Source organism: Acetomicrobium sp. UBA5826 (genome assembly GCF_002433005.1).
Lineage (GTDB): Bacteria > Synergistota > Synergistia > Synergistales > Acetomicrobiaceae > Acetomicrobium.
The window spans coordinates 23140-48462 of record NZ_DJHF01000023.1 but is presented as its reverse complement, the minus strand read 5'-3'; the positions used below and the strand labels follow the sequence as shown (position 1 = coordinate 48462).

Annotated in this window: 23 protein-coding genes and 3 tRNA genes; 1 reads left to right on the top strand and 25 read right to left on the bottom strand. The window is 49.3% G+C overall.

Annotation, left to right across the window (positions count from 1 at the left end; translation table 11 throughout):
* Positions 1–7 precede the first annotated feature (7 nt).
* From B3N34_RS08545 to lpxK, 7 genes are read right to left on the bottom strand one after another with little or no spacing between them, the layout of a single operon-like run.
* Complete coding sequence (locus B3N34_RS08545; protein WP_286976872.1) at positions 8–1213, bottom strand: DegT/DnrJ/EryC1/StrS family aminotransferase; 1206 nt, start codon at positions 1211–1213, stop codon at positions 8–10.
* A complete protein-coding gene (locus B3N34_RS08540; protein ID WP_286976865.1) occupies positions 1213–2376 on the bottom strand; it encodes an iron-containing alcohol dehydrogenase family protein in 1164 nt (387 codons plus the stop codon). Before B3N34_RS08540 ends, B3N34_RS08545 begins: the two co-directional genes overlap by 1 nt.
* Before the next feature lie 22 nt (positions 2377–2398).
* Positions 2399–3595 carry a 3-deoxy-D-manno-octulosonic acid transferase gene (locus tag B3N34_RS08535; protein WP_286976861.1) on the bottom strand — a complete coding sequence of 399 codons (1197 nt, stop codon included), beginning with the start codon at positions 3593–3595 and terminating at the stop codon, positions 2399–2401.
* 60 nt (positions 3596–3655) lie between these two features.
* Entirely contained in the window at positions 3656–4675 is a 1020-nt protein-coding gene (locus B3N34_RS08530) for a KpsF/GutQ family sugar-phosphate isomerase (RefSeq protein WP_286976859.1), read from the bottom strand.
* Positions 4676–4680: 5 nt separating this feature from the next.
* Entirely contained in the window at positions 4681–5529 is an 849-nt protein-coding gene (kdsA, locus tag B3N34_RS08525) for a 3-deoxy-8-phosphooctulonate synthase (protein ID WP_286976857.1), read from the bottom strand.
* Positions 5514–6266, bottom strand: a complete 753-nt coding sequence (kdsB, locus tag B3N34_RS08520) for a 3-deoxy-manno-octulosonate cytidylyltransferase (protein ID WP_286976854.1) — start codon at positions 6264–6266, stop codon at positions 5514–5516. The genes kdsA and kdsB overlap by 16 nt, the downstream gene beginning before the upstream one ends.
* Positions 6259–8559 carry a tetraacyldisaccharide 4'-kinase gene (gene lpxK / locus B3N34_RS08515; protein ID WP_286976851.1) on the bottom strand — a complete coding sequence of 767 codons (2301 nt, stop codon included), beginning with the start codon at positions 8557–8559 and terminating at the stop codon, positions 6259–6261. The genes kdsB and lpxK overlap by 8 nt, the downstream gene beginning before the upstream one ends.
* 144 nt (positions 8560–8703) lie before the next feature.
* Here lpxK and B3N34_RS08510 point away from each other — a divergent pair, with 144 nt between their 5' ends.
* Positions 8704–10302: a Na/Pi cotransporter family protein gene (locus tag B3N34_RS08510; RefSeq protein WP_286976849.1), complete on the top strand. Its 1599-nt coding sequence runs from the start codon at positions 8704–8706 to the stop codon at positions 10300–10302.
* 7 nt (positions 10303–10309) lie between these two features.
* On the opposite strand, the gene B3N34_RS08505 is transcribed toward B3N34_RS08510, so the two are convergent.
* The 18 genes from B3N34_RS08505 to B3N34_RS08420 form a co-directional block, all read right to left on the bottom strand.
* Positions 10310–12082, bottom strand: coding sequence for an ABC transporter ATP-binding protein (locus tag B3N34_RS08505; protein ID WP_286976846.1), 1773 nt, complete (start codon positions 12080–12082; stop codon positions 10310–10312).
* Positions 12070–13176, bottom strand: coding sequence for a cdisaccharide synthetase (locus B3N34_RS08500; protein ID WP_286976843.1), 1107 nt, complete (start codon positions 13174–13176; stop codon positions 12070–12072). Before B3N34_RS08500 ends, B3N34_RS08505 begins: the two co-directional genes overlap by 13 nt.
* Positions 13173–14276 carry a lipid-A-disaccharide synthase gene (locus tag B3N34_RS08495; protein WP_286976840.1) on the bottom strand — a complete coding sequence of 368 codons (1104 nt, stop codon included), beginning with the start codon at positions 14274–14276 and terminating at the stop codon, positions 13173–13175. Before B3N34_RS08495 ends, B3N34_RS08500 begins: the two co-directional genes overlap by 4 nt.
* Entirely contained in the window at positions 14273–15079 is an 807-nt protein-coding gene (locus B3N34_RS08490; protein ID WP_286976905.1) for an LpxI family protein, read from the bottom strand. Before B3N34_RS08490 ends, B3N34_RS08495 begins: the two co-directional genes overlap by 4 nt.
* 5 nt (positions 15080–15084) lie before the next feature.
* Positions 15085–16194, bottom strand: coding sequence for an LPS export ABC transporter permease LptG (lptG, locus tag B3N34_RS08485; protein ID WP_286976838.1), 1110 nt, complete (start codon positions 16192–16194; stop codon positions 15085–15087).
* A gap of 9 nt (positions 16195–16203) precedes the next feature.
* Positions 16204–16674, bottom strand: coding sequence for a KdsC family phosphatase (locus B3N34_RS08480; RefSeq protein WP_286976835.1), 471 nt, complete (start codon positions 16672–16674; stop codon positions 16204–16206).
* Positions 16661–17482, bottom strand: coding sequence for an acyl-ACP--UDP-N-acetylglucosamine O-acyltransferase (gene lpxA, locus B3N34_RS08475; RefSeq protein WP_286976832.1), 822 nt, complete (start codon positions 17480–17482; stop codon positions 16661–16663). Before lpxA ends, B3N34_RS08480 begins: the two co-directional genes overlap by 14 nt.
* A gap of 2 nt (positions 17483–17484) precedes the next feature.
* Complete coding sequence (gene fabZ, locus B3N34_RS08470; protein ID WP_286976828.1) at positions 17485–17952, bottom strand: 3-hydroxyacyl-ACP dehydratase FabZ; 468 nt, start codon at positions 17950–17952, stop codon at positions 17485–17487.
* A complete protein-coding gene (gene lpxC, locus B3N34_RS08465) occupies positions 17949–18800 on the bottom strand; it encodes a UDP-3-O-acyl-N-acetylglucosamine deacetylase (RefSeq protein ID WP_286976825.1) in 852 nt (283 codons plus the stop codon). Before lpxC ends, fabZ begins: the two co-directional genes overlap by 4 nt.
* Positions 18760–19827, bottom strand: a complete 1068-nt coding sequence (lpxD, locus tag B3N34_RS08460) for a UDP-3-O-(3-hydroxymyristoyl)glucosamine N-acyltransferase (protein ID WP_286976823.1) — start codon at positions 19825–19827, stop codon at positions 18760–18762. The genes lpxC and lpxD overlap by 41 nt, the downstream gene beginning before the upstream one ends.
* Before the next feature lie 22 nt (positions 19828–19849).
* Complete coding sequence (locus tag B3N34_RS08455; protein ID WP_286976820.1) at positions 19850–21013, bottom strand: hypothetical protein; 1164 nt, start codon at positions 21011–21013, stop codon at positions 19850–19852.
* Between the two features lie 93 nt (positions 21014–21106).
* Positions 21107–22981, bottom strand: a complete 1875-nt coding sequence (locus B3N34_RS08450; RefSeq protein ID WP_286976817.1) for a BamA/OMP85 family outer membrane protein — start codon at positions 22979–22981, stop codon at positions 21107–21109.
* A 16-nt stretch (positions 22982–22997) separates the two neighbouring features.
* Complete coding sequence (locus tag B3N34_RS08445; protein ID WP_286976814.1) at positions 22998–23648, bottom strand: hypothetical protein; 651 nt, start codon at positions 23646–23648, stop codon at positions 22998–23000.
* A 32-nt stretch (positions 23649–23680) separates the two neighbouring features.
* A complete protein-coding gene (locus B3N34_RS08440) occupies positions 23681–24250 on the bottom strand; it encodes a sigma-70 family RNA polymerase sigma factor (RefSeq protein ID WP_286976812.1) in 570 nt (189 codons plus the stop codon).
* A gap of 22 nt (positions 24251–24272) precedes the next feature.
* Positions 24273–24920, bottom strand: a complete 648-nt coding sequence (locus B3N34_RS08435) for a histidine phosphatase family protein (protein WP_286976809.1) — start codon at positions 24918–24920, stop codon at positions 24273–24275.
* Positions 24921–25039: 119 nt separating this feature from the next.
* Positions 25040–25115 (bottom strand) — tRNA-Thr (locus B3N34_RS08430).
* 14 nt (positions 25116–25129) lie between these two features.
* Positions 25130–25205, bottom strand: a tRNA-Glu gene (locus B3N34_RS08425).
* Between the two features lie 28 nt (positions 25206–25233).
* A tRNA-Lys gene (locus tag B3N34_RS08420) sits at positions 25234–25309 on the bottom strand.
* Positions 25310–25323: the final 14 nt, after the last annotated feature.

Here is a 25323-nt window from a genome sequence, read left to right as displayed (position 1 = left end):
AAAAATCCTATAGTGCCGCCTTTATTCCTGCGTTAATGGCCGATACAAGCCTTTCGATCCTGGCATCGTCCATAACAACATCGATGGCGAACATAACCGACCGCGTCAAAATTTCGTCGGTTTGAGTCCATTCGATAGGACGATACAAAGGCATGTCCTCGGCATAAGGACAATCGAAGGGACATCGTGTCCTGGAATAATATTTGCCCTCTCTGAGAGTAACCCAATGTTTGGCGTAATGCCATGTGTTGTCGGACAAAATAGAACAGCCCGCTCCTGCATCAATGCAGGCTTTTTTGAACCGCTTGGCAGCATCGCCGTCGGGCAAAATCAGCACCAGATGGGAAGCGATCTCGCCGTCACGATCGGGAAGATCCCGCAAAGAAATCCCTTCGACGTCGCCAATGGCTTCCAATATCTTTCTCTTATTCTTTTTCTGGGATTCGATGGCGATATCGAGCTTCGAAAGTTGAACCAATCCCAAGGCCCCCTGGAGCTCGCTCATCCTGAAGTTGAACCCGAGACAGGCCTTCCCCTCGGCTCCCCTTTCTATGCTTGCATTATGAATGTGACCATGGTCATGATAATACTCCATCTTCTTGTAAAGCTCTTCGTCGTCGGTGAAGATCATTCCGCCTTCGCCGACGGTAATCACCTTGTAAGGATCAAAGCTGAATGCACCCCACATTCCCAAACCTCCGCAGGCTTTTCCTTTATACGTAGCCCCCACCGCCTGACAGGCATCTTCTATCAGGTAAAGACCGTGAAGATCGCAAATTTCCCTGAAGGCATCCATATCGGCAGCCGCACCGAACATGTGTACGGGCATTATGGCCTTAGTCCTATCCGTGATCAGGCTTTCCACGGATGTGGGGTCCAAGTTCAGGCTCTCATCTATATCGCCCAAAACAGGGACGGCGCCGCACTCCAGAATGGCTTCGATGCTGGCTATGAACGTAAAGGCACTGGTTATTATTTCATCACCCGGCCCTATCCCCAATGCCTTAAGCCCCACGTATAAAGCTGCGGAACCGTTACTTACTCCCAAAGCGTATTTAGCTCCAACGCGCTTAGCAAAGGCATCCTCAAATTCGGCCACCCTGTAAATCCCTTCTCTGACACCTTGAAAGGAATACCTATGGACCACTTTTCTTTTAATTACGTCAGTCAGAGCATCTATTTCCTTCTGATCGAACAGCTCAAAACCCGGCATTACTTCATCGCCTCCTCATAAATTTTGATACAAAGATCCTTGTCGAAAACTCTTGGATTATTCTCCATTGGCCTGCTGACTGCTAAAGCTTTTTCCGCCATCTCAGGAAAATGTTTTTCCGTGATGCCCACGCCGAGAGACTCTAGACTTGTAGGCAGCTCTAAATCCTCGAGCAGTTCCTCAAGGGCCTCCGCACAAAGCAAGGCACCATCTCTTGGATTAATTTTGGCTTCTTCGTCAATATATCCCAACCATCTCAGAACGTCAGTGTAACGCTCGGGACAGCATAAGGCATTGGCACGTACCACATGGGGGATTAACAGGGCGTTTGCCACTCCATGTCCGACTCCAAACATCCCCCCCAAGGGATACGAAAGGGAATGGCAGGCCCCCACCCCCGCATGGACCAAGGCCAATCCTGCCATATAGGCTGCGTATTGCATCTGGCTTCTTGCCTCCAGGTTTCTGCCATTCCAGGTGGCCACCCTGATCCATTTTCCTATTCTTCTTAGGGCTTCTTCGGCAAACATGTCGCTGAACCAAGTCGCATACCTGCTGGTATAGGCTTCCAAAGCATGTATGAGGGCGTCCATCCCAGAGGAGGCTGTAACTTTTGGAGGTGCCGTCACCGTGAGCTCGGGGTCCAATATGGCGTAATCGGCAAACAATTTTTCGTCGTTGATGCCGCCTTTGAAACCGTCGCTTCTTCTGATCAAAACGGCGGTGAAAGTCACTTCCGAACCGGTACCGGCCGTGGTAGGTATCATTACCTTTAAAACACCGGGGTTTGTGACCAGTCCCAAGCCCTGGTAGTTGGCAGCCGACCCCTCATTCGTTAAAAGGACGCTTACGGCCTTTGCCACGTCCAAACAGCTTCCTCCCCCTAAACCCACTACAGCCTGGGCGCCAAATTTTTTGGCCAAGGAAGCAGCTTCGTCGGTAGTTTCGACAGACGGCTCAGGTTCCACCGAATCGAAAATTACCGTATCTACCCCTCTGGCTGTAAGAATTTGCTCGACCTTTTTCGCCGTACCGTGCTTCGCTAAATTCTTATCCGTGACTATAATGACCTTTTTCATGCCATCTCCCATCAAATCCCCTACCTTAGAAACGCTGCCGATTCCAAAAAACGCCTTTCCCGGAACGAACATCTCAAAAGACAAAGCAACCCCTCCTGTTAATGCGTTAAATTCTACCTTTCAAGCAATTCAGTATCTCTTTTACGGCAAGTCCGGCTGCTCCGCCCAGGCTCTCTGCATATTCAACGGCTCTTTTCCTGCTTTCGGTCTTCATTTTCAGGGAACTCAGCCATAAGCGAGCCAAACTTGCGCTGTCTTCCACCACTTGAGCAATACCGATCTTGCTGAGCTCAGAAGCGTGCATCGAAAAATCCTCCATGTGGGGACCAAAGGCTATGGGCACGCCAAAGCAGGCCGGCTCGAGCACGTTTTGACCTCCTTTAGGAACCAAACTCCCGCCGACGAAGGCCGCATCGGCCAAAGAATAGAGCTCGAACAAAAGACCGACTTCGTCTATCACCAAAATGTCCCATCTTTCCTTCAATCCTGAATATAATGATACTCCGAATTTTTCGCCGATCAAAGCGCACACCTCGGGAGCTCTCTCGGGGTGCCTGGGCACCAAGATCAGCTTGGCTTTTGGGAATTGTTTCTTCACCAATTCAAAAGCCTCGAGGACAACGGCTTCTTCCCCATTATGGGTGCTACCGGCTATCAGACATTGTTCTTCCTCGCTTATATGCAATTTATCCCTCAAAGCGCCGGAGTCGACCCTGTCACGCCTCAAAAGCAAGGCATCAATTTTAACGTCGCCGATGATCTTTATTTTATCCGGACTAACGCCCAAATAGTAGAGTTTATCGGCGTCATCGTAGGAACGGACCAATATCCTGGAAAAACACTCGAGGGTCTCTTTCCAAAACTCGCGGGATCTGCAGGCCTTCTTAAAGGACCGCTCCGAAAACCTACCGTTTACCAAAAAAGAGGGTATCTCCCTTTTTTTCAACTCATGAAGCAGACAGGGCCATATCTCCGTCTCCAGCCCCACATAAATCCTGGGAGTGAGGTCATCGAGAAAACGCCTTATAATCCAAGGCACATCCCAGGGAAAATAAAAATGCCCGTCTACAAGCTCCGAAAGCAGCTTTTCGGCCATCTTTTTTCCCGTACAAGTCACGGTTGATAAGAATATAGGAAGAGAGCAGCCGTCTTTTCTGGCCTCATATATGAGAGGAAAGGCGGCCTGGACTTCCCCTACGGAAACGCCGTGAACCCAAATTGGGCTATCCTTTGTATTATTAAATTGCCCTTTTGCAAGCTTGCCTATTCTCTGATGAAACCCCTCCCTATAACGTATTCTCAAATAGGGGAAAAGCCCCAAATAGGCAAGGCTGATCAACAAAGAATAGGACTTTAGGTTCAGTTAGGCCACCCCCGCCTTGAGCATATCGTGTAGATGCACCATGCCTATGGGCAATCCATCTTTTTCCACTACCAAGACGCTAACTTCATGTTTTTCCATTAGAAGGACGCCTTTGGCGGCAAGCTCGTCAGCGTCTATGGTCTTAGGATTTTTCGTCATCACCTCTGCAATGGGAAGAGAAAGGACGCCACCCTCTCCTCGATCCTCTATTAATCTGCGCAGGTCGCCATCTGTAAATATCCCTTTCAGCTTGCCCTCGTCGTCCACGACAACCGTAGCCCCATATCCTTTACTTGTTATCTCGAATAGAGCCTCTCTCACCGTGGCCCTATGGGATACTGAGGGAAGTTTATCCTCACTGCCCATGACATCTCTTACCTTTAAAAGGAGTTTTTTCCCCAGGGAACCTCCCGGATGAAAAAGCGCAAAATCCTCTCTCTTCAGTTTTCTCAAGTCCGCGACCATAACTGCAAGAGCATCTCCGATGGCAAGCTGAACCACGGCGCTGCTGGTAGGAGCCAATCCCAGGGGATCGGCCTCTCTTTCTACGCTCGCATCAATAACGAGATCCGCCTCTTTTCCAAGCCTAGATGAAACGTTACCGGTTATCGCTATTATGGGGATACCGAATCGCTTAAAATAGGGGACCACTTCCAGCACCTCGTTGGTTTGCCCGCTGTTGCTCAAAAAAATCCCCACATCGCCGCGGCATACCATTCCCAGATCTCCGTGCACCCCTTCCGTGGCATGAAGGAAGATGGATGGCGTGCCTAGAGATGCAAAGGTGGCGGCAATCTTTTTGGCTATGATGCCCGACTTTCCCAGGCCGCATACCACAACGCGACCCTTGCAGTCAAATATCAACTTTGCCGCCTCTATGATTTCCCTCCCGAGACGCGACGACGCATTGACCAATTCCTTCGCTTCCTGCTTTAATACCCTTCTGCCGACCTCGAGCAACTTTCCGTCCTCTCGAGACAAGGTAAGCTCTCTGTCGTCTTTATATATTGCCTTTTCCATATCGGTTACGCCTCCTCGATCTCGACACAACCCAGCTTGTTTTTGACCAAGTCGTCAAGGGCAATCAATTCCTCGAGAAGCCCCCTCAAATTCGAAAGAGCAACCATGTTCGGGCCATCGCTTTTAGCGTTGTCGGGGTCGGGATGGACCTCCATGAAAAGAGCGTCTATGCCCATCGATACCGCGGCACGCGAAAGAGGTAAGACGAACTGTCTCTTCCCGCCGCTGGAGGCCCCCTGACCGCCTGGCATCTGAACGCTGTGGGTGGCATCGAACATCACGGGGCAACCGAAGGAACGCATTATGGGAAGAGAACGAAAATCCACCACCAGCTGCTTATATCCGAAGGTGGTGCCTCTTTCGCACAAAATAACCTGATCGTTGCCCGATTCCTTCGCCTTTTCCAGAACAAAACGCATATCATAGGGGCTCAAAAATTGTGCCTTTTTGATGTTCAGGGGTTTGCCCGTTTTGGCAGCTGACATTATCAGGTCGGTCTGCCTGCAGAGAAAGGCGGGGATCTGAATGATGTCAACTACGTTTGAAACCACATCGGCCTGGTTCGGCTCGTGAATATCGGTGAGGACAGGAACCCCCACCTTCGTTTTAACTTCTTCCAACCACTGCAATCCCAATTCCAGCCCGGGACCGCGAAAGGAATATATAGATGTGCGATTCGCCTTATCGAAAGAAGATTTGAATATATAACCCAGGCCCAAACCGTCACATATTTTCTTCACTTCGCGGGCGACTTCAAGAGCCAGCTCCAAGCTTTCCAGCACGCAAGGGCCGGCAACCAAAACAAACCGCCCCTCCCCTATTGTCATGCCGTCAATTGTTATTTTCTTAACCAAGGCAGATCATCTCCATGTTCTCTTAAATATCTCTCGAAGGCTGAAACATCATCGGGCGTATCTATCTCTATGGTGTCTCTTTCGGTCTCAAGGCACAAAATATCATAGCCCCTCTCTAAAATGCGCAACATCTCCAAGCTCTCGACCCTCTCCAGGGGAGTCTGGGGCCACGAATCGAATTTAAGCAGGAAGCTTTTCCTGTAACAATAAGGGCCAATATGTTTATAATACGTCGCCCCCCTGTTCCTCTCGTAAGGAATGGGAGATCTGCTGAAGTAAAGAGCACGCCACCTTTGGTCGAATACCACCTTGACGATATTGGGGTTTGGAATTTCCTCTTCCTTCTCAATCCGTTTCACTAGGAGAGCAACATCTATTTCTTCCGATTTACCGAGTGCCGCTATCAAGGGGTCGATCATATCAGGACCTACCATAGGGTCATCTACTTGCACATTTAAAACTATATCGGCGTCTCTTTCTCTCGCAACCCAGGCTGTCCTGTTGCTTCCAGAGGGCAGATCCGAGGGGGTCATCACCGCCTCATAGCCTTCCCCTATGGCATAATCGGCAATCTCCTTATGATCGGTAGCAACTACTATCTCGTTTACGTTACATGCCGACAGTCCCTTTAACACCCAGAAGAGTAAGGGTTTGCCGCAAATATTTACGAGGGGTTTGCATGACAATCGAGTGCTGCCGTATCTTGCTGGAACTACCGCTAAAACATCTTTATTCAACGCCTGATTTAACCTCCTTCTTTTCGAGCGTTTCATGATAACCGTGAAATCTGCTTCGCAGGGCGCAGTATAGGTCATGCCTATGTTTCCATCCTAGCTCGAATAGGACGTATCTCGATATTTCTTCTATCGCACCCGGTTTGCCCATTCTCGACTTCCCTGCCGAAGACATGGCTTCGTATCTTTCGCTATCCCTAAGAATCGATATTGTTTCGTAGGCAAGGGTTTTGGGATCCCTTTTAAGGAGGATCTCCGCCTCTCCCAAGAGCCTTTTTTGGACCCTTTTTCCCTTGTCATCGACGGAAACGACGGGAACGCCCAATCCCGCACACACCTGATTGGCCGTGCCGCCCAAACCGAGCAGTATGTCAGCTCTTCTGGCAGCAGCCGAAACAGGACAAAAGGATACGAGGACTTCCATTTCCCCCTTTTTTACAAATCCATCTTCCAATGAATAACCGTCAAGACTCGACGCCATCCTGTCCCACTCGATGCTTGGAGCTATAACCATTAAAAAATTTGCTCTTACTTGTTCTCTTATCAACTCTGCAGCACTTAATAACAACCTTACATCCCTATAGGCGTTCTGTCTGCTTCCGGGCAAGAGAAGCACCCGGTATCCCTCTGCCTTGGGCCAAGGATCTTCTAAGGTCCAATTATTATTATCACTTGCCAGATCCATTATTGGATTTCCAGAGTAAACAGCATTGACGGAGCTTTTTTTCAGTTCGCGAGCCGTATGTTCGTCCCTCGTCCAAACTATCCTGGACTTCTTTTTTAAGATCAATTTCTCTATAAAGAAATGACCTCTTAAATGGACGGTCTTGGCAGTCGCCAAAAGCATGGGCGGAATTCCCTGGCCATACAAAGCGTGCAGTAAAAGATATACATCGCCAACGCAGAGCGGAGTCCTGATCTTTCCCCTCAGCCTGCCCCAGGCATCCAGCTGTCTTTTGACGTGGCCGAGCAATCCTGCTCTTATATCCCTCAAGAGCTCGAGGAAGCTGTATTTGATGACCCCACCGCTTGGAGTATCAAGCGGTGGGGGATAGACCTCTATGCCTGAATCCTGAAAAGGCTTGCCTCTGCCTACCAGAGGAAAAGCATATATCTTTGCTTCAGGCAGGTCCTTTCTTATCCGCTCGATCAACATGCAGGCCATGGAATCTTCGCCATGTCCGTTGGAAGATACCACTATCTTGGGTCTCAACGTTTCGACAAGGCTTTCAAAGAAACTTCTCTCCTCGCCCATGGCAGTCACCACGCTTGGGATGAGGATCGGAAAGCCCATATCGAAACCTCCGGGAAGGTTATAGACATCCTTTTCGGTGCATATGGCAGCTTTAGCTCCCAAAGCGCCACAATAGTTCTTTATGTCGATTAGATCTTTCCCGGAGTATAGGTGATGATCTCTGAAACGCAATTCCCCCCTGACATCCAACCCTATCTTTTCGACAAAGCTGCGAAAGCTTGGCGGGTTTCCGATGGCAGAAAATATTACTACAGGAGTCCCTGAAGCCAAGGGTTCTGCATCGATCAGCCTGCTTCCATCCCATCGTTTCCACTTTTCAAGTGCCAATCTAGATGTAAAAATCGGCTTGTCCGGGACATATTTACGTACCTCTTCTATCAAGGCATCCAGCTCTTCAGCCTTAACCTGATCGGCCTTGGTTATTACTAAGATATGGGCTCTTTTTAGGTTTTCCGGCGATTCCCTCAAAATACCGGCAGGAAAGAGCTTTCCGTTGCCAAAAGGACAGGTTGCATCGACTAAAACAACGTCCGCATCTCGCACCATTCGCCTGTGTTGAAAGGTATCGTCGGATATAACTATGTCGACGTTACCCTCGGACGACAGCTTTTCCAGGGCCGCAAGCCTGTCCAACGAAACTGACACGGGAACGCCGGGCAACCTGGAAGAAAGAAGCAGGGATTCGTCGCCCACTTCGTTACGATCCCCTTTGCCGTTCATTATGAGGACAGGAGCTTTGCCTTTTTGTTTTCCGCCATAACCTCTGGTAATGATCCCGGGACGTAACCCCAATCCCATGAATTTTCTTGCAAGCATCTCCACGAAAGGGGTCTTATTGGTACCTCCCATAGTTATATTACCGACGCTTATAACCGGCAGGGGCGGTTCATGTGAGCTTCTGAATCCATGATCAAAGGAGAAATTTCGAAAGGCCACCCCCAGGTTGTATATGTATCCTAAGGGGGTAAAGATAAGGCTGAAGAGGAAGTTTTTGGCCCTCCCCCTCGTGTACTCCAAATATTTATTGAGAAATCCTTTCATTTTAATCACCATGTGCAATAATAAAATTTTCTTTTCATGGAAATCTCGGCCAAACGCGGAAGTTATCGTTCATTATATCACCCAAGAGGCCAAAATTATGCTATAACATAAGGGAACAAAATCTCAAAAGCGGGGGATTTTGATTTGGAAACGGCACTTGTTGCTTTAGGCGGTATAGCCCTGTTTTTATACGGAATGTCGAAAATGGGGGAAGGGCTACAAAAGATAGCGGGGGATCGTTTGAGGAGGTTTCTCGAGAAACTTACATCGAATCGATTCTCGGGCGTGATAGTAGGTATGATAGTTACCGCTATAATTCAATCCTCCAGCGCCACTTCGGTCATGTGTGTAAGTTTTGTAAACGCAGGAATAATGAGGCTCGAACAGGCGATTGGAGTTATAATGGGCGCCAACATAGGTACCACCGTAACAGCACAAATGGTAGCCTTTAAGCTCGAAAGAACTGCCCTGCCTGCAATAGCTCTTGGAATGGCTCTAATGCTCTTGGGAAAGAGAAAGAGTATAAAAGAAGGATGGGCCGATTGTTTTCTCGGATTCGGCCTATTATTTTTGGGCCTCTCCATCGCCGGCGATGCCATGTCGTCCCTCCAGTCCTACGCGCCCTTCGTCAATTTCTTATGCATCGGACAAACCCACCCTATAATCGGCATAATTGCCGGAGCGGCTTTGACAACACTATTACAGTCTTCCTCTGCGATGACCGGCCTTCTGGTAGCATTGGCCGCAAGAAACGTCGTAGACATAAGCGCTGCACTGCCCATGGTACTTGGCGCCAACATCGGCACTACTTCAACTGCCCTGCTGGCATCCATCAATACTTCCTTAGCCGCAAGAAGGACTGCCTACGCCCACCTGCTCTTCAACGTCATTGGGGTGCTGATTTTCTTGCCCTTTCTGAAGCCTCTGGAAAGCGTGGTTGCACGCTCCGGGTTCGATGCTGCAAGGCAAATAGCCAACGCTCACACCATATTTAACGTTACGACCACTCTTGTATTGCTACCCTTTGCCCCTCGATTTATCGCCTTAGTGTGCAGGCTCGTCAAGGGATCGGAGATGACTATAGAGCACGGGCCAAAATACCTGGATGCGAAGCTGGTCTCCGTTCCCTTCATGGCTGTCGTACAGACCCAAAAAGAAGTCGTGAGAATGGCAAACCTGTGCCTCGATAACCTGGAAACGGCCATCGCCATATTTAGAGGAGATCCCAAAGCAGATCGAAAGCGCTTCAACAACATCGAGGAGGTAATCGATGAGATCGAAGAGGCCATAAGTTACTACGTCGCAAAGATATTTCAACAGGAAGTTAACAGTGCGCAAGCGAAAATCCTAACTTCAGCAATAAGCATATCCGCTGACCTGGAACGAATCGGCGATCACGCCACAGCCATAGTAGAGCTCGCCGACTATCGCGAGAAACACAACCTCCCTTTTTCGCAACAGGCGGTAGAGGAGCTGGATGAGATGATGAACAAGGCTGTCGAATCCGTGAAAACAGTGGTCGAAGCCCTCGAGAAGGACGACAAACAAAAGGCAGCCAGCATCATTGCCATGGATGACATACTCGATGATTTGGAACGAACGCTCCGCGCAAAACACATAAAGAGATTGAACCAAGGAATATGCTATCCCGCCTCGGGCGTCGTATTTCTTGACATGCTAAGCCACCTGGAGAGAATAGGAGACCATGCGGTTAACATTGCAGGAGAAATAATGGCTTCCTGAGGATCAATTAAGCTCTGGATTTTTCACCCATTTGAAGAGAGTAAAGATTTGCGTACACTCCTTCCCGTTTGAGCAGGGTATCGTGGTCGCCTTCTTCGACGATTTCTCCTTTCTCCAACACTATGATGCGATCGGCGTTTCTGACCGTAGAGAGCCTGTGAGCAATGATCAGCGAAGTCCTCCCCTCCATCGCCCTTTGCATGGATTCATGAATATGCTGTTCCATAGCGGCATCCAAAGAAGATGTTGCTTCATCCATTATGAGTATTCTGGGATTTCTCACGATGGCCCTCGCAATAGCGATGCGTTGACGTTGCCCGCCGCTTAAAGTAACCCCCCGCTCTCCGACCTCGGTGGCGAAACCCCTTGGCAAGCTCTTGACGAAGTCGAGTATGCCTGCCCTGTCCGCCGCCTCCACGATTTCTTCGCGGGAGGCCCAGGGGCATCCGTAAGCAATGTTATAGGCTATGGAACCTTTAAGGAGAACGGGATCTTGCGGCACTATTCCAATGTGCCTTCTAAGGGTCTTCAAATCGAGCTGTCTTACATCATGACCATCTATCCTGACGCATCCCCGATTCGGATCGTAAAACCTGGGTATCAGGTCGACCAGGGTGGACTTCCCGGCCCCCGTATGACCCACAATCGCCACTTTCTCCCCCGGACAGATGTGAAGATTTATACCCCTTAAAATCCAATTTTCATCCTCGTAGGCAAAATAGATATCCTCAAAATCGATCATGCCCTTGACATCCTTTAATACGACAGGCGACCTGGGGGGGCGCACCTCCGTCGAAACGTTCAGGACTTCAAATATCCTGTCAGCGGCCGCCAGACCCCTCTGCACTCCCGAGACTACTTTGCTCAACACTCTGACGGGCTGCACTAACAGGCCAAGATAACCGATGAAGGCAATCAGCTCGCCCGGCGTGGCCCTTCCCGCCACTACGTCCCTTCCGCCGATCCATAAAATCAGGGCAAGGGCTCCTATCAATATGACCTCAACAGCTCCTTCCAAAAAGGCATGAATTTGCATGCCATGCATGAGCGCCCTGAAGTTCGATTTATTTTGCCCCTTAAACTTATCCAGCTCCTCGTCTTCGGTGGCAAAGGACCTGACTATCCTTATCGCAGAGAGCGCTTCCTGGGCTATGGCAACCACCCTCCCGAGCTCTTCCTGTATCTCATAGCCCACCACGCGCAACTTCTTCGAAGCCACGTTTAAAACATAGGCCGTGATCGGCAGGACTACAAAGGTAATCACTGCAAGTCGCCAGTTCAAAATAAGTAAAAATATTATCACGGCAACGAAGGTTATGCTCTGAACGACCAAATCGATAATAACGTTAGTCACCAAGTTTTGGAGAATCATAACGTCATTGGTAATCCTGGAAATCAAATCGCCGATCCGCGACTTGTAGAGATAGCGAAAGGACATCTTCTGCATGTGGTCGTAAAGTTGGACCCTAATATCCATTATCACCTTCTGCCCTACCCAGTTCATTAGATAGGTCTGCCCGTAAGAAAAGACTGCCTTGCAAAGGTAGATTAATACTATCCCCAAGGCAAGAAAGTTTAGCATAAAAAGGTCTTTTCGTATCAAGACGTCATCGACGATGTTCTTCAACAGCCAAGGAGGCAGCACAGCCATAATGGAAGATAAGGCCATGCACGCTACGGCAGCAGACAGCCTCCCAAGGTATGGCCTTAGGTATCGCACCAAGCGCATATAGATACTTCCAGAAGCAACGTTCAAAAGTTTATCCTTCAAACGAGACATTGTTTTATCTCCTCGACCAACTTTTTAGAAGCCCCCTTTGCGGGCGAAAATCTGTCCATAGATGCAGAAGTTTCTTTAAGCCAGGTGTCGTCCTTTAAAAAACGAGCCATGGCCTCTGCAATCTGCTTTGGCGTAAAATCTCCGATCAGCTCGGGCATTAATTCTCTTCCCAGTATTTTGTTGGGCCAGGAAAGCATGCCTCTCTTTTTCGATAAAAGATCGAAAAGCTTGCCTTTGATCCAAGGCAAGCGAAGCAGTGCCCCCTTAAAACCGCTAAAGGGTATATCGCTCAAAAATGTGTACGGAACGGCCACCAATGTGGGGACTTTCAAATAAAGAAGCTCCAGAGTATTAGTGCCCGGTTGCGTCAATGCCAAATCTACGCCTTTCAATACTGTAGATGCGGGCTGTCTTCTTGGGTTTAACCCCACTTCCTCCCAAGCATACACCTCATCGTTCAATGAAAAGGGCGAAAGTAACGTCACTACTTCAACGTCCATGACGGACTTAAGGTACAAGCAAACCTCATGCAGGAAGGGCAACGCTTTCCTTCTTATGGAGAATCTACTTCCTGGGAAAAAGGCTACCCTTCTATAGGATGACGATCCGTTGGACGACAATTCATCCTCACCAGAAAACACGGAATTTAACCTCAAAGAATCGGCGACCAGATCTCCGATGACATGGGGGTATACTCCATCGCCCTTGATGCTCCTTGCCATTACCTCATAGGCGGTGAACACCTTAGAACATCTTGGCAAACCTCTTTTCCTGCCGTAGGTGTAGCAAAAAAGCCTGGCCCCTGAAGTCTTCGACAAAAACCTTCCAAACATGAGGTCACCGCCTAACTGCATTACCAGGCCCACGTCCTTCGCCTTCCTCATCTCGGCAAAGGTCTTCGCCCAATTGTAGGGACCTATAACGTCATGAAAGGGAATTAACTCGGCACAAGCGCGCTCCATACCCGAAGCGTACTGACAGGGCAACAACCAAAGAAGGGGCTTAATTTCGTTTTTTACCAGTTCATATGCCAGAGGTCTGGCCCAATCCCACAGCTCTCCAGGTCCGTTGCTGAGTATGTATACGTACTTCATCTTCCTACCCTTTCAAGAATGACATCGGCCCAGAGCCCGTAAGCACCCCTTCTTCCCATTTTATTTTTCGCTTCTAGCAAATCCTTATGTATTTTTGCGGAATTTTCCAGGTACATGCATATCGCCCTTTTTATCGCACCTACATTTGCCTTGCCCTGCAACAATTCGGGATATACCTCCCGTCCGAGCAAAACGTTTGGCATGGATACCCACTTTGACTTAACCATGACCTTAAAAACTACATAACTCAAAAGCGACGCCTTATACAGGACCACCATGAACTTATCGAACATCATCGCTTCTACCGCAGCAGTGCCGCAAGCTCCGACAACAAATTCGGATTGGGAAATTAAATCTACCCCCTTGCCCTCGAAGAGAGTCAGGGGATGGCATATGCTTTTTATCATTCCCCTGTCTTGAGCGGATAGATTTTTCGCTATGGAAATCACCGGATGATATCCCATCTCTTGCAGCATTAAACCGGCACCCTTTAAAACAGGAGCAAGACGCCTCGTTTCGCTTGGCCTGCTTCCCGGCAAAAGTGCCGCTATGGGCGAAGCGTCGGTATTTTCCAACACCCTTTCACCCGGAACGTAGCCCGACAGATCGTCGAGGAGGGGATGACCTGTCCAATGACTTTCCACGCCCCTTTGTTTATAAAAAAGGTGTTCCATCTCGAAGAGAGGAAGACAAACGACCTTTAAATCCCTCAACGCAGAGGCTCTGCCCCTTCGCCAGGCCCAGACAGTGGGAGGCGAGACATAAAATACGGGCCTAGAGTACCCCCTCTTCCTCAAGGCTTTAATCAGGGGGATGTGATAATCGGGGCTATCTATGACTACCACGCATGAAGGCATTTCACTCAAGACCCTATCGGCCATTGCGTTCTTTAAACGCATGAGCCTAGGAATCTCCCTAAAGGCTTCCGAGATGCCCATTACCTGGAGTTCCTCCAAACCCCACAGAGCATGGCCTCCGGCCATCGTTCCTTCGGGGCCGAACATACCCCAGACAGGGGCAATTTTGCTTTTAACGGCCTCTATAAGCCTCCCGGCATAATGGTCTCCGGAGGCTTCGCCGCAACTTAAAAAAAGACTCAATGCCTAACCCCCAAAACCGCGATATCGAAGCTTTCTGCATAACGTTTGAACTCATCGGGTTCGATGATAATCGTTCTGTCCGCTTCGATAGCCAAACACTTGAGCCCGGCATTCAACATGTTCTGCAAGGTTTTTATGCCCACGGTGGGCAAATCGTAACGTTCGTCCTGATCGGGACGCATCATTTTAAGAACTATTCCGCCCCTTGTCAAACTGCCGGCTCGAAGCAGCATGGCGTCCGTCCCCTCCATGGCCTCTACGGCAACAACAGCTCTTTTGTGGACCACCAGGGTTTGGCCGAACGACAGGGGAAGAAGCGCCTTTGCGACCTCCCTGCCGTAATCTACGTCATCCAACTCCTCCTCCGTAGCATATCTGCCTGCTATGTGCCCTTCCGTCGCCAACCAGTCAGATATGAGATCCCTATACCCGACGACGAGAAAACCGCTGTCCTCGAAGGCGGAGACGATATTGGCCAAAAGATTGTGATCGTCCCTGGAATGCAATTTTTTAAGCAGCTGCCTTAGCTTCGAATCCTGCAGCCCCTGATGGTACATCAGCGTTTTGGGAACGACCCCGGCCATTATTATTTCTTTAATACCCCTAGATCTCATATCGTCGAACAAAAAGCCGAGACTTAACCCCGATAACCTCACCAACTCCAGGGCATACTTGGAAAGACGCCCCGCATGTTCCCCAAAAGAATATACGACAGGGGGGCAGCCTTTGCAGGTAAGGCGGCGGGCAATTTCCAACGGCAGTTGTCCGTCTCCAGCTATAAGAGCTATAGTTTTACAGTCCATCGTCTTCACCTGTTAGCCCCTTTAACCATAAAGGCGCCACACGCAAGGAATATCAAGTTGGGCATCCAGGCAGCCAATAAGGGAGGAATATAACCTCCCTGACCCAGAGAACGGCAGAAGGACATGAACACATAGTAGGAAAAAACCAATAAGATAGAAACCCCTATGCCCATTCCCGAGCCCGACCTCCTTGTTCCGGCTCCTACGGACGCTCCCACCAAAGCCAGCACCACGCTTGCCCAGGGCACGGCCAACCTCAGGTGCAACAGCACCCACAGCGAATTCACGTCAGAACCCTGTACATTCATGAGCTTTATATAGTTATACAGTTCAAAGGCGCTCATTTTTTTCGGATCCTGCGAACTCGCTACAACTTGAGAAGGCGACAGGGGCAGGGACAGCTGTTGTTTTTCAAAACTGAAGAGCGGCTCTACGAATCCTTCCTTGGTGACATTAAAAACCTGACCGTTGTAAAGCCACCATTGGCCATCCCTCCAATCTCCGTTCTTGGCCGTCATGATACGGGTAATTTCTCCCGACTCAAACTCCTGAATGAGGACGTCATCCATGTTGCCCTCCTGGGGAAACAGCTTGCCTATATAGATCACTCTCGACAGAGCGCCATCCCTCTCCTCCTTTAAAAACATCTGCTCCTTGAGCAGGGATGGTTTCTGCCTGGCAACTTCGTATCGCATTATATTATCGGCAGCCCTATCGGCCAAAGGCACCAAGGTTTCGTTGAGAAGGAGGGCAAAGCCGCCAATTAAAATACTTGCAAGGAACACAGGGCGCAGTATGCGATAAAAACTAATCCCCGAAGCCTTGAGGGCTGTGAGCTCCGATTGCGTTGCCAGCTTCCCGAAGCTCAGTATCGTGGCAAGCAGAGCCGCCATAGGCAAGGTGAGAACTATCACGCCGGGCAGGCGGTATACGAAAAGCCTCATTACTATGCTGAAGGGAACCCTGCTTTGGATGAGCAAATCGGCGATATCAAAAAGCAAGTCGCCGGCAACCAAAAGCACGGTAAAGACCATTACTCCAAAAACGAAAGTAGGATAAAATTCGGTTATTATGAATTTATCCAATAACCTAAATTTCAGGCGAAATTCAGCCATAACCCCTAACTACACTCCTTCTTTCAGCAATAAATCGGCCACTTCCCTCACAGCTCCCATGCCGCCAGAAGACCTGGTAATATAGCCGGCCGCTTCCAGGACTTCAGGCCTCGCGTTAGCAACGGCAATGCCAAGACCTGCCCACTTTATACAGTCTATGTCGTTTACATCATCACCTATATAGGCTACCTCCTCATCTCTCAAGCCCAATTTTTCGGTTAAGGACTTCAAGGTGCCTAATTTATCTCTTACGCCGTTAAAGACCAAAGAAATCCCCAGACCCTTGGCCCGCTGATCCGTCGACGCTGAAAAACGGCCGCTTATTAAAGCTATTTCTATGCCCTCGCGCCTTAAGAGAGCAATGCCCATCCCATCCTGGATATCGAAGCGCTTGAATTCGTGTCCCTCTCCGTCCATATATACCGATCCGTCGGTCAAGGTACCATCCACGTCCATGGCCAAAAGCTTAATCTTCATCATTCGACATCTCCCATGTAGGACGTACTCTCGGCCAGGGCGCCAATCCTCTGCGCGATTTCTCTAAGAAGCTCACGATTTCCCTCACTATCGGGTCTTCGACGTCTTCGTTGCGAATCATATCCAGCGCCTGCCGTAAGGGAAGACCGTTATGATAAAGCCTTTTATATATTTTCTTTACGTGATCCCTCTGGGTCGAATTGAAACCGGCTCTCTGCAAGCCGATCCTGTTTATCCCATAAAGCCTCGCCGGGCGTCCATCTGCCAGGGTAAAGGGAGGAATATCCTTCACGACCTTTGACAAGCCTCCAACCATGCACAACTTACCAATCTTTACGAACTGATGAACACCTACCATTCCACCCAGATTGGCGTTATCTTCGACTTCGCAATGCCCTGCAAGTCCGCTTTTATTTGCCACCGTAACTTGGTTTCCTATTTTAACGTTATGCCCGACATGAACGCCTTCCATCAAAAATACGTCGTCTCCTATTCGCGTCACATTGTTCTTTCCCGTGGCACGATGCACGGTAACGTTCTCTCTTATAATCGTTCGATCGCCGATGATGACCTTTGTCATCTCACCTTTGAAGGAGTGATCCTGAGGTTCGCCGCCAAGTATGGTGTTTTCGTATATCCTGCAGTCTCTGCCTATTTCTACGTCGCTTAGAATCCTGACATAGGATCCAATGTATGTATTTCTCCCTATACGAACTTTGGGCTCTATTATGCTATAGGGCCCAACCACCACCCCTTCCTCCAACTCCGCTTCGGGAGAGACTATTGCCGTCGGATGTATTGTCACTCTCATAGTTACCCCTTCTGTAATAAATTCTTGGCCACCACAAAGCTAAACGTCGCCTCGGCTGCCATTTCGTTATTAACCCTGGCCGTAGCCTTAACTTGTCCAACGCGCCCTCTTAGCTTACACACCAGCGCTTCCGTGATCAACTGATCGCCAGGACATACGGGCCTGCGGAACTTGGCCTTATCCACTCCCGTCAAATAGGTGACCATCCCCTGCATCTCCGGACGGAGTACTATCATCATGGCAGCGACCTGACCCATGGCCTCCAAGACAAGCACGCCCGGCATGACAGGCTCATCGGGGAAATGTCCCTGAAAGAAAGGCTCGTTGATGGTGACATTTTTTAACCCTACTATTCTCCCTTCGCCGAGCTCCAAAATCCTGTCTACAAGCAAAAAGGGATAGCGATGGGGAAGGCACTTCATTATTTTATGGATATCAATATCAACAATTTTATCCTCGTCAATCGTCAACTCATATCACCTCTGCACAACCGTTTTAAACGTTCCACCATCCGCAAATGCAGCCTGTGGCCAGCCTTAAACCCGACGACGTGAGCGCAAAGGGACTTGCCCACCAAAGACAGATCCCCCAGCAGGTCCATCGCCTTGTGCCTGACGCATTCGTTTTCAAAGCGCAGGGAAGTATCGTTTACCAATCCCTTATCATCGAACACCAATGCATTGTCCAGGCTGCCGCCTAAGGCCAAACCCTGCTTTTTTAGCTCATCCACATCTTCAAGCCTTACGAAAGTCCTGGCAGGAGCAAAATCTTTAAGGAAAGTCTCCTCCGTTACGACTGAAGAAAAAACCTGCGTCCCTATGAAGTCGTTGTCAAAGGATATTATATAGCTCACTTTTAGAACATCGGAGGGAAAGCAGGCAACCCACGCCCCAGCCTCATCGTCTTCCACAAGTAGGGGAGATGACAAATTTATGGGCCTTTCTTCGCCGTCATCCTTTTCCGCCAGACCGGCATCTTTTATGTGCTCCGCCCATGGCAAGGCGCTGCCGTCAAATATGGGGACTTCTCCTCCCTCTACAACTACAACTGCATCATCTACACCCATACCATAAAGGGATGCCAGAAGATGTTCCACGGTATAAATTATCTCGCCATCGGGCAAAACCAGACAGGTAGACCTGCCGGGCGAGAAAAGCTCACAATCTCCGATGGGATAAAGATTTTTCCCCTTCGAAGCGCGGATCATTATACCACTTTCCCGATAGGAAGGAATCAAGGCAATAGCGCTCTCCCTTCCGCTGTGAAGCCCCTTGCCATTAACTTCTATTGTTCTTCGAAGGGTCGTTCTTTTTGCCATCGCGATCTTTCGCTCCTAATTTTCGTTCCAAATGCACTAGCCTTTCGTATATTTCGGGCAACTTCTGCATTAACGCCTGAATCTTTAATTCTTCCCTGTGGTCTCTCGCCGGAAAACCGGAGACCATCATTCCCGGAGGAATGTCCTTGGTCCCCCCCGATTTGGCCGCCACTATCGTCCCTCTCCCCACCTTAACGTGATCCTTGACACCGCTTTGGGCGGCCATAATCACGTTATCTTCTATTACCGCGCTTCCGGCGATTCCGGTCATGGCTACTATTATGCAGTTTGAGCCTATTTTTGCGTTATGACCTATATGGACGCAGTCTCCTATCTTGGTGCCTGGACCTATATGGGTATCCCCGATTGTTCCCCTGTCTATGCTCGTCAGGGCACCGATCTCGACGTCGTCTTCCACAAATAAACCTCCCACTTGAGGGATCTTTATAAGGCCTTTCTTGTCGTTGTAAAATCCGAACCCTTCGCAACCAAGGGAAGCGCCTGTATGGATGAGACACCTTTTTTTCAAGGTTACATCGTGGTATATACTCGCATTTGGTTCAATTACAGTTCCTTCGCCAATAAAGACGTTTTTTCCGACATAAACGTGTGCCTCAAGGATGGCGTTAGCAGATATCACGGCTCCCTCATCCACTACACACAAAGGACCTACATATGCGGAAGGATCCACTGAAGCTCTTTCATGTACGACGGCTGAGGGGTGAACGCCTCCTTGCGAGGAACGCGGCCTTTCGAAAAGGGAGAGCAACTTAATCAAAGCCTTCTTCGGATCTTCGATTTCCACTCCCCTTTGAACGGGACTCAGCCAATTCATGGGAGCTATCACAAAAACCCTCTCCCCCAGCTTCTGAAGCCACTTCTTCTCCCACACGACGCATAGATAATTTGGTGCGGCCTCCTCGGGGGAAGCAATCCCCAAAACGACTTCTTCCGGATCTCCCGCCAACCTGCCCTCCAAATAAGTCGCAACTTTGGAAAGACTCCAGGCCCTGTCGAAATTCTTCATAACTCTCTTCCTTTCAAAAACCTCAAAAATTGCCTACCGCTCGCACGCTGACCTCGTCATCGTCTCGCTCGTCCAGGTAGATCTCCAAGGAAAGATGTTCCGTAAAGCGGTAGCCCAATGCAGCATTGTTTTCGCTGTCCTCGGAATAGCGCCACCAAGCGTAAAAGGCCTTGATGCCGCCCTCTATCCACAGTCTATACCATGTCTTATCTTCCTCAAGCTCTCTCTCGGTGCCCACCCAAATATCTCTGTAGGGAGACCACCTCAACCCCAACCTCTCTTCGCTGTCTCCGTCATCTAAAAAAAGGATGGCCTCTCCGTAAAGTTCCACATCCCAGGATGGAAAAGGTTGTGCCTTACGTCCGAAGTGCAACCCCAGTTCAGTGGATTTGTCCTCCGTTCCGCCGTAAGCTGCCCCCCAAACGTAGAATGTATATCTTTTGCTTTCTACGTTCGTTTCGACCCTTGCAATCCTCGAGGGCATAAATTTGGTGTCTACTTCTATCTTTGCTGTATCAGCAAATGACATATCTTTCAATTTTTCCTCGACAATAAGCTCTATATCCCTCTCGTGCTTGGCAGCCCAGTTAACGGGAATCCCGACGAAGCAAGACAGGCTTTCAGCCATCTTCTCGCGCATGTCATACTGCCAAAAGGAGGGCAGGGACCTGGAAAAAATGTGGGCATCGAAGGTCAAGATCAGATCCTGAGTCGCCGTGAAGGATATGTTAACAACGTGAAAATCGCCCTCTCGGCTCACCAAAACGTGGGGCTCCCAACCGGGAAGGAGGGAGGAGACGATCCCTTTAACTTCCCTCAAAAACACATCATCAGCCCATTTTAAAGCCTCTACGGGAACGCCTTTCAGCATATTTAGAACTTCTTCATCAACCCCCGAACTATCCTTTAAAAACCAGCCGTCACAAGGTTGTCTCAGTCTGGGAACGGAGATGGCGACCTTCCACTTGGGCTTTTCCTTTGGCACAAAGTCCATAAATACCTCTCTTTCTCCCGTTATGTTCACACGCTTTATTTCATATCCCTCGAAGATCCTCTCCGATACCATGCGAAGAAGTCTTTCCTGTCGGCTCACTTCGTAGTCGGGCATCTCATTCATGACGGCAATGACGCTTTCTCTCATTGCCACAGCAAGCCATTCGGGAGGACCCATCAAAGAGACTTTCACGTCCCCATGAGCGGCCCCGCAGAGGAATCCCGCCCAAAGAAGGAGAAAAAAGATCCCTTTTGTCGCCCCCCTAAGCTGCCTCATGACCCATCTTTAGAAGAGCTCGCCGAACCCGAAGTGCGTGTAGGTTTCGTATTCTCCTTCGGCCAGATCTATGCGTAAGTTGCCGAGGGGAGTTCTCACGCGAACTCCTATGCCATAAGAATCATGCAGATCCGAAATATCGAAGCTGGAAGACCGTCTTCCGCCATGGCCTACGGTCCTATAAAGATGATCTATCAAAGGATCGCTATCCCCCCAGGCGTTTCCGGCGTCGTAGAAGAAGACTAGCCCGAAGGCCTGCTCGATGGGTATCCTCAACTCGAAGTTTGCCAAAAACATCTCCGTACCGTAAAACTCGTCCTCTTCGTAACCGCGAAGGTCCCTGTCACCACCCAAAAAATACTGATCCATGAATGGAATTTCGCCGCTTGAAAAGCCCGCCCTCACGCGGGCGGCGAAAATCACGGGCGTGTCTTCCGTCCCAAGGTCGATATCGAAGATCTCCCCTATTCTGGTTACGGGCGTGTAATATCTGGCTTCGAGCCAGTATTTGGTGAAGTCCCAGTCGCTACCCAGGAAATCCAGCGCTTGTTCTACGTTTAAGCTGACGACATCTCCCTTTGGATAGCTCAAATACTCGTCCAAAGTAGAACGTTGCAGCCTGCCCGTGATGGAGAAGGTCTTCCCCGATTGCATGTGTTCGTCGAAGTATATCCTTTGAATTTCTTCCACACTCTTGCCTTTATATTTCCCGGTGGTATCACTCTGGCTAACCTCCTCCGCCGCGCTGCGGAAATCACTGTACCAGCGTATATCATCGTAGGATATATCCGAATCGTGCCAATCAAGCGTTGCATACCAGCTAAGCCTGGGATCGTGTTTGAACTTCTTGCCCGCTCCCACGGATATGCCGGTCCTGGTTTCTTCGTACTCAAAGACCGATTCCCCGCCTATGTAGTTTTCTATGTCGTCCCACTCCCACCTATAGAGGTTTACTCTCCAAGAGTAATAATCGACATCCATAAAGGGCTCTTCATAGCTGATCCAATATTGGTCCCGTTTACCCGTCTCAAATCCGACAGACGCGGTATGGCCCAACCCCTTCCAGTTGGTGTCCTCGTAAGACAAGCCACCGCTCCATCCGCTGCTTGAGCCGTGACCTATGGTAAGGCCAATCCTTCCAGTTCTCTGCTCCTCCACTGAGACTATGATGTTTACGAAGGCGGGGTCCTGAGTGGGCTCGAAACCGACGTTCACCGTCTCGAAGTACCCCATCCTCTGAAGCTTGTTGAGGGAGTGTCTCAGCACCTTGGCGTTGAAATGATCTCCCGGTTTTAGCTTTATCTCCCGCTCTATAACGTAAGTCTTGGTTTTTTCATTTCCCTGCACGGCAATTTCTCCGACCTTGGGTTCAAGTATCTTTACCGTAATGACACCTTCTTCAATTTGCACATCCCGCACTCGCATCATCGCATAGCCGTCTTCCTGGTATTTGTTTCTGATCCTCTCGAGGTCGTGCCTGAAGAAGACGGAGTTGAAGATGTTGCCCGGCTTCGTAAAGACAAGCTCTTTAAGTTCATCCTCGCTATATACTTCGTTGCCTTCAAACCTTATTTCCTTTACGACAGGGTTTTCCTGTACCACGTAAACTACCTTGATGCCATCCGCTACAGGCTCGACTCTGACGTCGACATAGGAGAAAAAGCCCAAATTATATATGGACTCTACATCCTTATCGATCTGTTCCCGCTCTGCCGGTTGGCCTGCTTTTGTGCCGACTATTGACAGTATGTAGTTAGTGTCCACCTGCCGATTGCCCTCTACCTCTACGGCCACGACGTTGGGCATCGTCTGGGCAAAAGCAAGGGGTGAATTTAAAAGCATGAAGACTAGGCTGAATATCACGATTCTAATGAAAAATTTCATCCCCGAGATCACTCCTTCAATTTGAAAACTCTACGGCAGCCTCCTCTTGACCCTTGAGGGCTTTCTCTCCAAGGCGAACCAACCTCAAGAAATCCTCCAACATGGCCTCCTCAAATGATACACCACTCTTTTTCTCTTCGGGTAAGTCCTTTGACTCATTTTTTCCGTTTTTTGCAAAATCTTTTCTGCCAAGGTCATCCTTTTTGCCCTTTAAGGTTCCCTTTTCCTCGGGCTTCGCCTCAGCCACGGAAGCTTCTCCCGGATCGTAGAGGCGCCCCAGGTTTGTGTCGCTTAAACTTTTTCGCAGAGCCATGATTAGCCTTTCCTCTTCATCGGTTATCAGACTCAAACGAAGGGATTCGACATCTCTCGGCCTTGAAGCCTGCGCTCTTTCGCCGCTGCTTCCGATAACCTCCATAGAGGTCGGCAAAGCCAGCGCCACTAAAATGACAGCTGCCACTAGCATAGACACGAAAGCCTGCTTCAACGGCAAAAAAATGCGATGGCTCTTTGAACCTGAGATGAGGGTCAGAATTTCTTCCCTGGCGATTCGCATCTCCGCCTCGGCACATTCAAGTTCGACGACCACATCCCTTGGCCTGCCTCGCCTGCAGGCCTCTATGCTTCTGTCGATCCAACGTCTTATCCTCAAAAGACGTCTCTCCACGGTAAGTCCCCCCAAATAAAAATAAAAAATGCTTAAGTTGCTCCCAAAACCTTTTTTAGCTTCGCTATGGCCCTTCTCCTCAACCTGTAGATGTAGCTTATATCGACACCCTTTTTCCTGGCAACTTCCTTTACAGATAACCCGTTTAAGTCGATGGCTCTTACTATCTCAGCCTCTCTCTCGCTCAAAGATCGAATAGCCGCCTCAAGATCGATCAACCAGCCCTCATCGTCGTAGCTGGCCATGTTGCTTTCGTAGAGATGGTCGTCAATATCGACGGGCTCGGGCGCTCTTGCTTCCGATCTTTCGAGAAAATTCACCATACGCCCCTTAATGCGATAATAGGCGTAGGTGATGAATTTAGCACCTTTTTTGGCATCGTATCTATCGACTGCCTCGATCAGTGCCACCATTCCCTCCTGTATCAAGTCCTGATAGGAATCGGAGGATACGTGAAACTTCTTAGCAAGCCAAAAAACCATAGGTCTATAAGAAATTATCACTTCTTCCCTGGCTTTTTCGTCACCGAATTTTATCCTTTGCCACAATTTTTCTTCGAAAGTTATATCACCTTCAGGATAAATTGGCTCGTAACCATCCATCGTAAAATCCCCCTCTTGAATGTTAAATCAAAACGGGAAGATTGCGAACGAAATCGGGGTCTTCGACGAGAAGGTGAAGTGTGTCATTTGTAAAGCTCAACATTACCCGATCCCTCCAGAGCTCAAGGGAGGTCAAGCTGCAATTGTCGATCCTTGTCCTCCAGGCCGCAGAGGCATCCATCGCAAAAAATCCCGTTAGGGCAGCCCTTATGGAACCTCCGTGGGCAACGACCAAGACGTTTTCGCCTCCATCGTCCAAAATTTTCTTCATTCCCCGATTAACGCGCTCTACAACTTCAACAAAGCTTTCCCCACCGGGGATTTTGACTTTTTCGGGGAACTTTCTCCACTGAGCGTAAACTTCTTTGTAGGCATTTTCTACTTCTGCTACCTGCATCCCTTCCCAATTGCCAAAATCCATTTCGACCAGTTCTTCCAGCAAACCGCCCAAAGGAGCGCCTAAATGCCTTGATACTCTTTCGGCAGTTTCTCTTGCACGGGAAAGCACGCTTGCATATATGACGTCAACCTTTAGGGAATTCAATCTCAACGCAGTCCGGTCGGCCTGCATGCGACCTTCGTCGTTAAGAGGAACATCGGTTTTGCCCTGATATCGAAATTGTCCGTTCCACTCTGTCTTGCCATGGCGCAAAAATATGAGACGCCTCACGATGCATCACCTCATTGCATGTTATTATAAGGATTTTTACGTCAAAAGTCTTCGTAAATTCATCCAAAAAAACAGGCCTCCCGATATCGGGGGCCTGTTTTTTTATTTCTTTTACAAACTGGAGCCGGCGGGCGGATTTGAACCGCCAACCTGCGCATTACGAGTGCGCTGCTCTGCCTGTTGAGCTACACCGGCCTACAACTATACAATGGCGGTCCCAACGGGATTCGAACCCGTGCCGCCGCCTTGAAAGGGCGGTGTCCTAGGCCTCTAGACGATGGGACCGCTTCAATGAACTGCTTAAATTTTGTAATGGTGAGCCGTGCAGGATTCGAACCTGCGACACCCGGATTAAAAGTCCGGTGCTCTGCCACCTGAGCTAACGGCCCCCTCATTCAAATTA

Excerpts from the sequence above, each read along its gene's own strand:
- B3N34_RS08545 (WP_286976872.1), bottom strand. The coding sequence starts at position 1,213 with ATGCCGGGTTTTGAGCTGTTCGATCAGAAGGAAATAGATGCTCTGACT.
- B3N34_RS08530 (WP_286976859.1), bottom strand. The coding sequence starts at position 4,675 with ATGGAAAAGGCAATATATAAAGACGACAGAGAGCTTACCTTGTCTCGA.
- lpxK (WP_286976851.1), bottom strand. The coding sequence starts at position 8,559 with ATGAAAGGATTTCTCAATAAATATTTGGAGTACACGAGGGGGAGGGCC.
- B3N34_RS08505 (WP_286976846.1), bottom strand. The coding sequence starts at position 12,082 with ATGTCTCGTTTGAAGGATAAACTTTTGAACGTTGCTTCTGGAAGTATC.
- B3N34_RS08500 (WP_286976843.1), bottom strand. The coding sequence starts at position 13,176 with ATGAAGTACGTATACATACTCAGCAACGGACCTGGAGAGCTGTGGGAT.
- B3N34_RS08490 (WP_286976905.1), bottom strand. The coding sequence starts at position 15,079 with ATGGACTGTAAAACTATAGCTCTTATAGCTGGAGACGGACAACTGCCG.
- lptG (WP_286976838.1), bottom strand. The coding sequence starts at position 16,194 with ATGGCTGAATTTCGCCTGAAATTTAGGTTATTGGATAAATTCATAATA.
- B3N34_RS08480 (WP_286976835.1), bottom strand. The coding sequence starts at position 16,674 with ATGATGAAGATTAAGCTTTTGGCCATGGACGTGGATGGTACCTTGACC.
- lpxA (WP_286976832.1), bottom strand. The coding sequence starts at position 17,482 with ATGAGAGTGACAATACATCCGACGGCAATAGTCTCTCCCGAAGCGGAG.
- lpxC (WP_286976825.1), bottom strand. The coding sequence starts at position 18,800 with ATGGCAAAAAGAACGACCCTTCGAAGAACAATAGAAGTTAATGGCAAG.
- lpxD (WP_286976823.1), bottom strand. The coding sequence starts at position 19,827 with ATGAAGAATTTCGACAGGGCCTGGAGTCTTTCCAAAGTTGCGACTTAT.
- B3N34_RS08450 (WP_286976817.1), bottom strand. The coding sequence starts at position 22,981 with ATGAAATTTTTCATTAGAATCGTGATATTCAGCCTAGTCTTCATGCTT.
- B3N34_RS08440 (WP_286976812.1), bottom strand. The coding sequence starts at position 24,250 with ATGGATGGTTACGAGCCAATTTATCCTGAAGGTGATATAACTTTCGAA.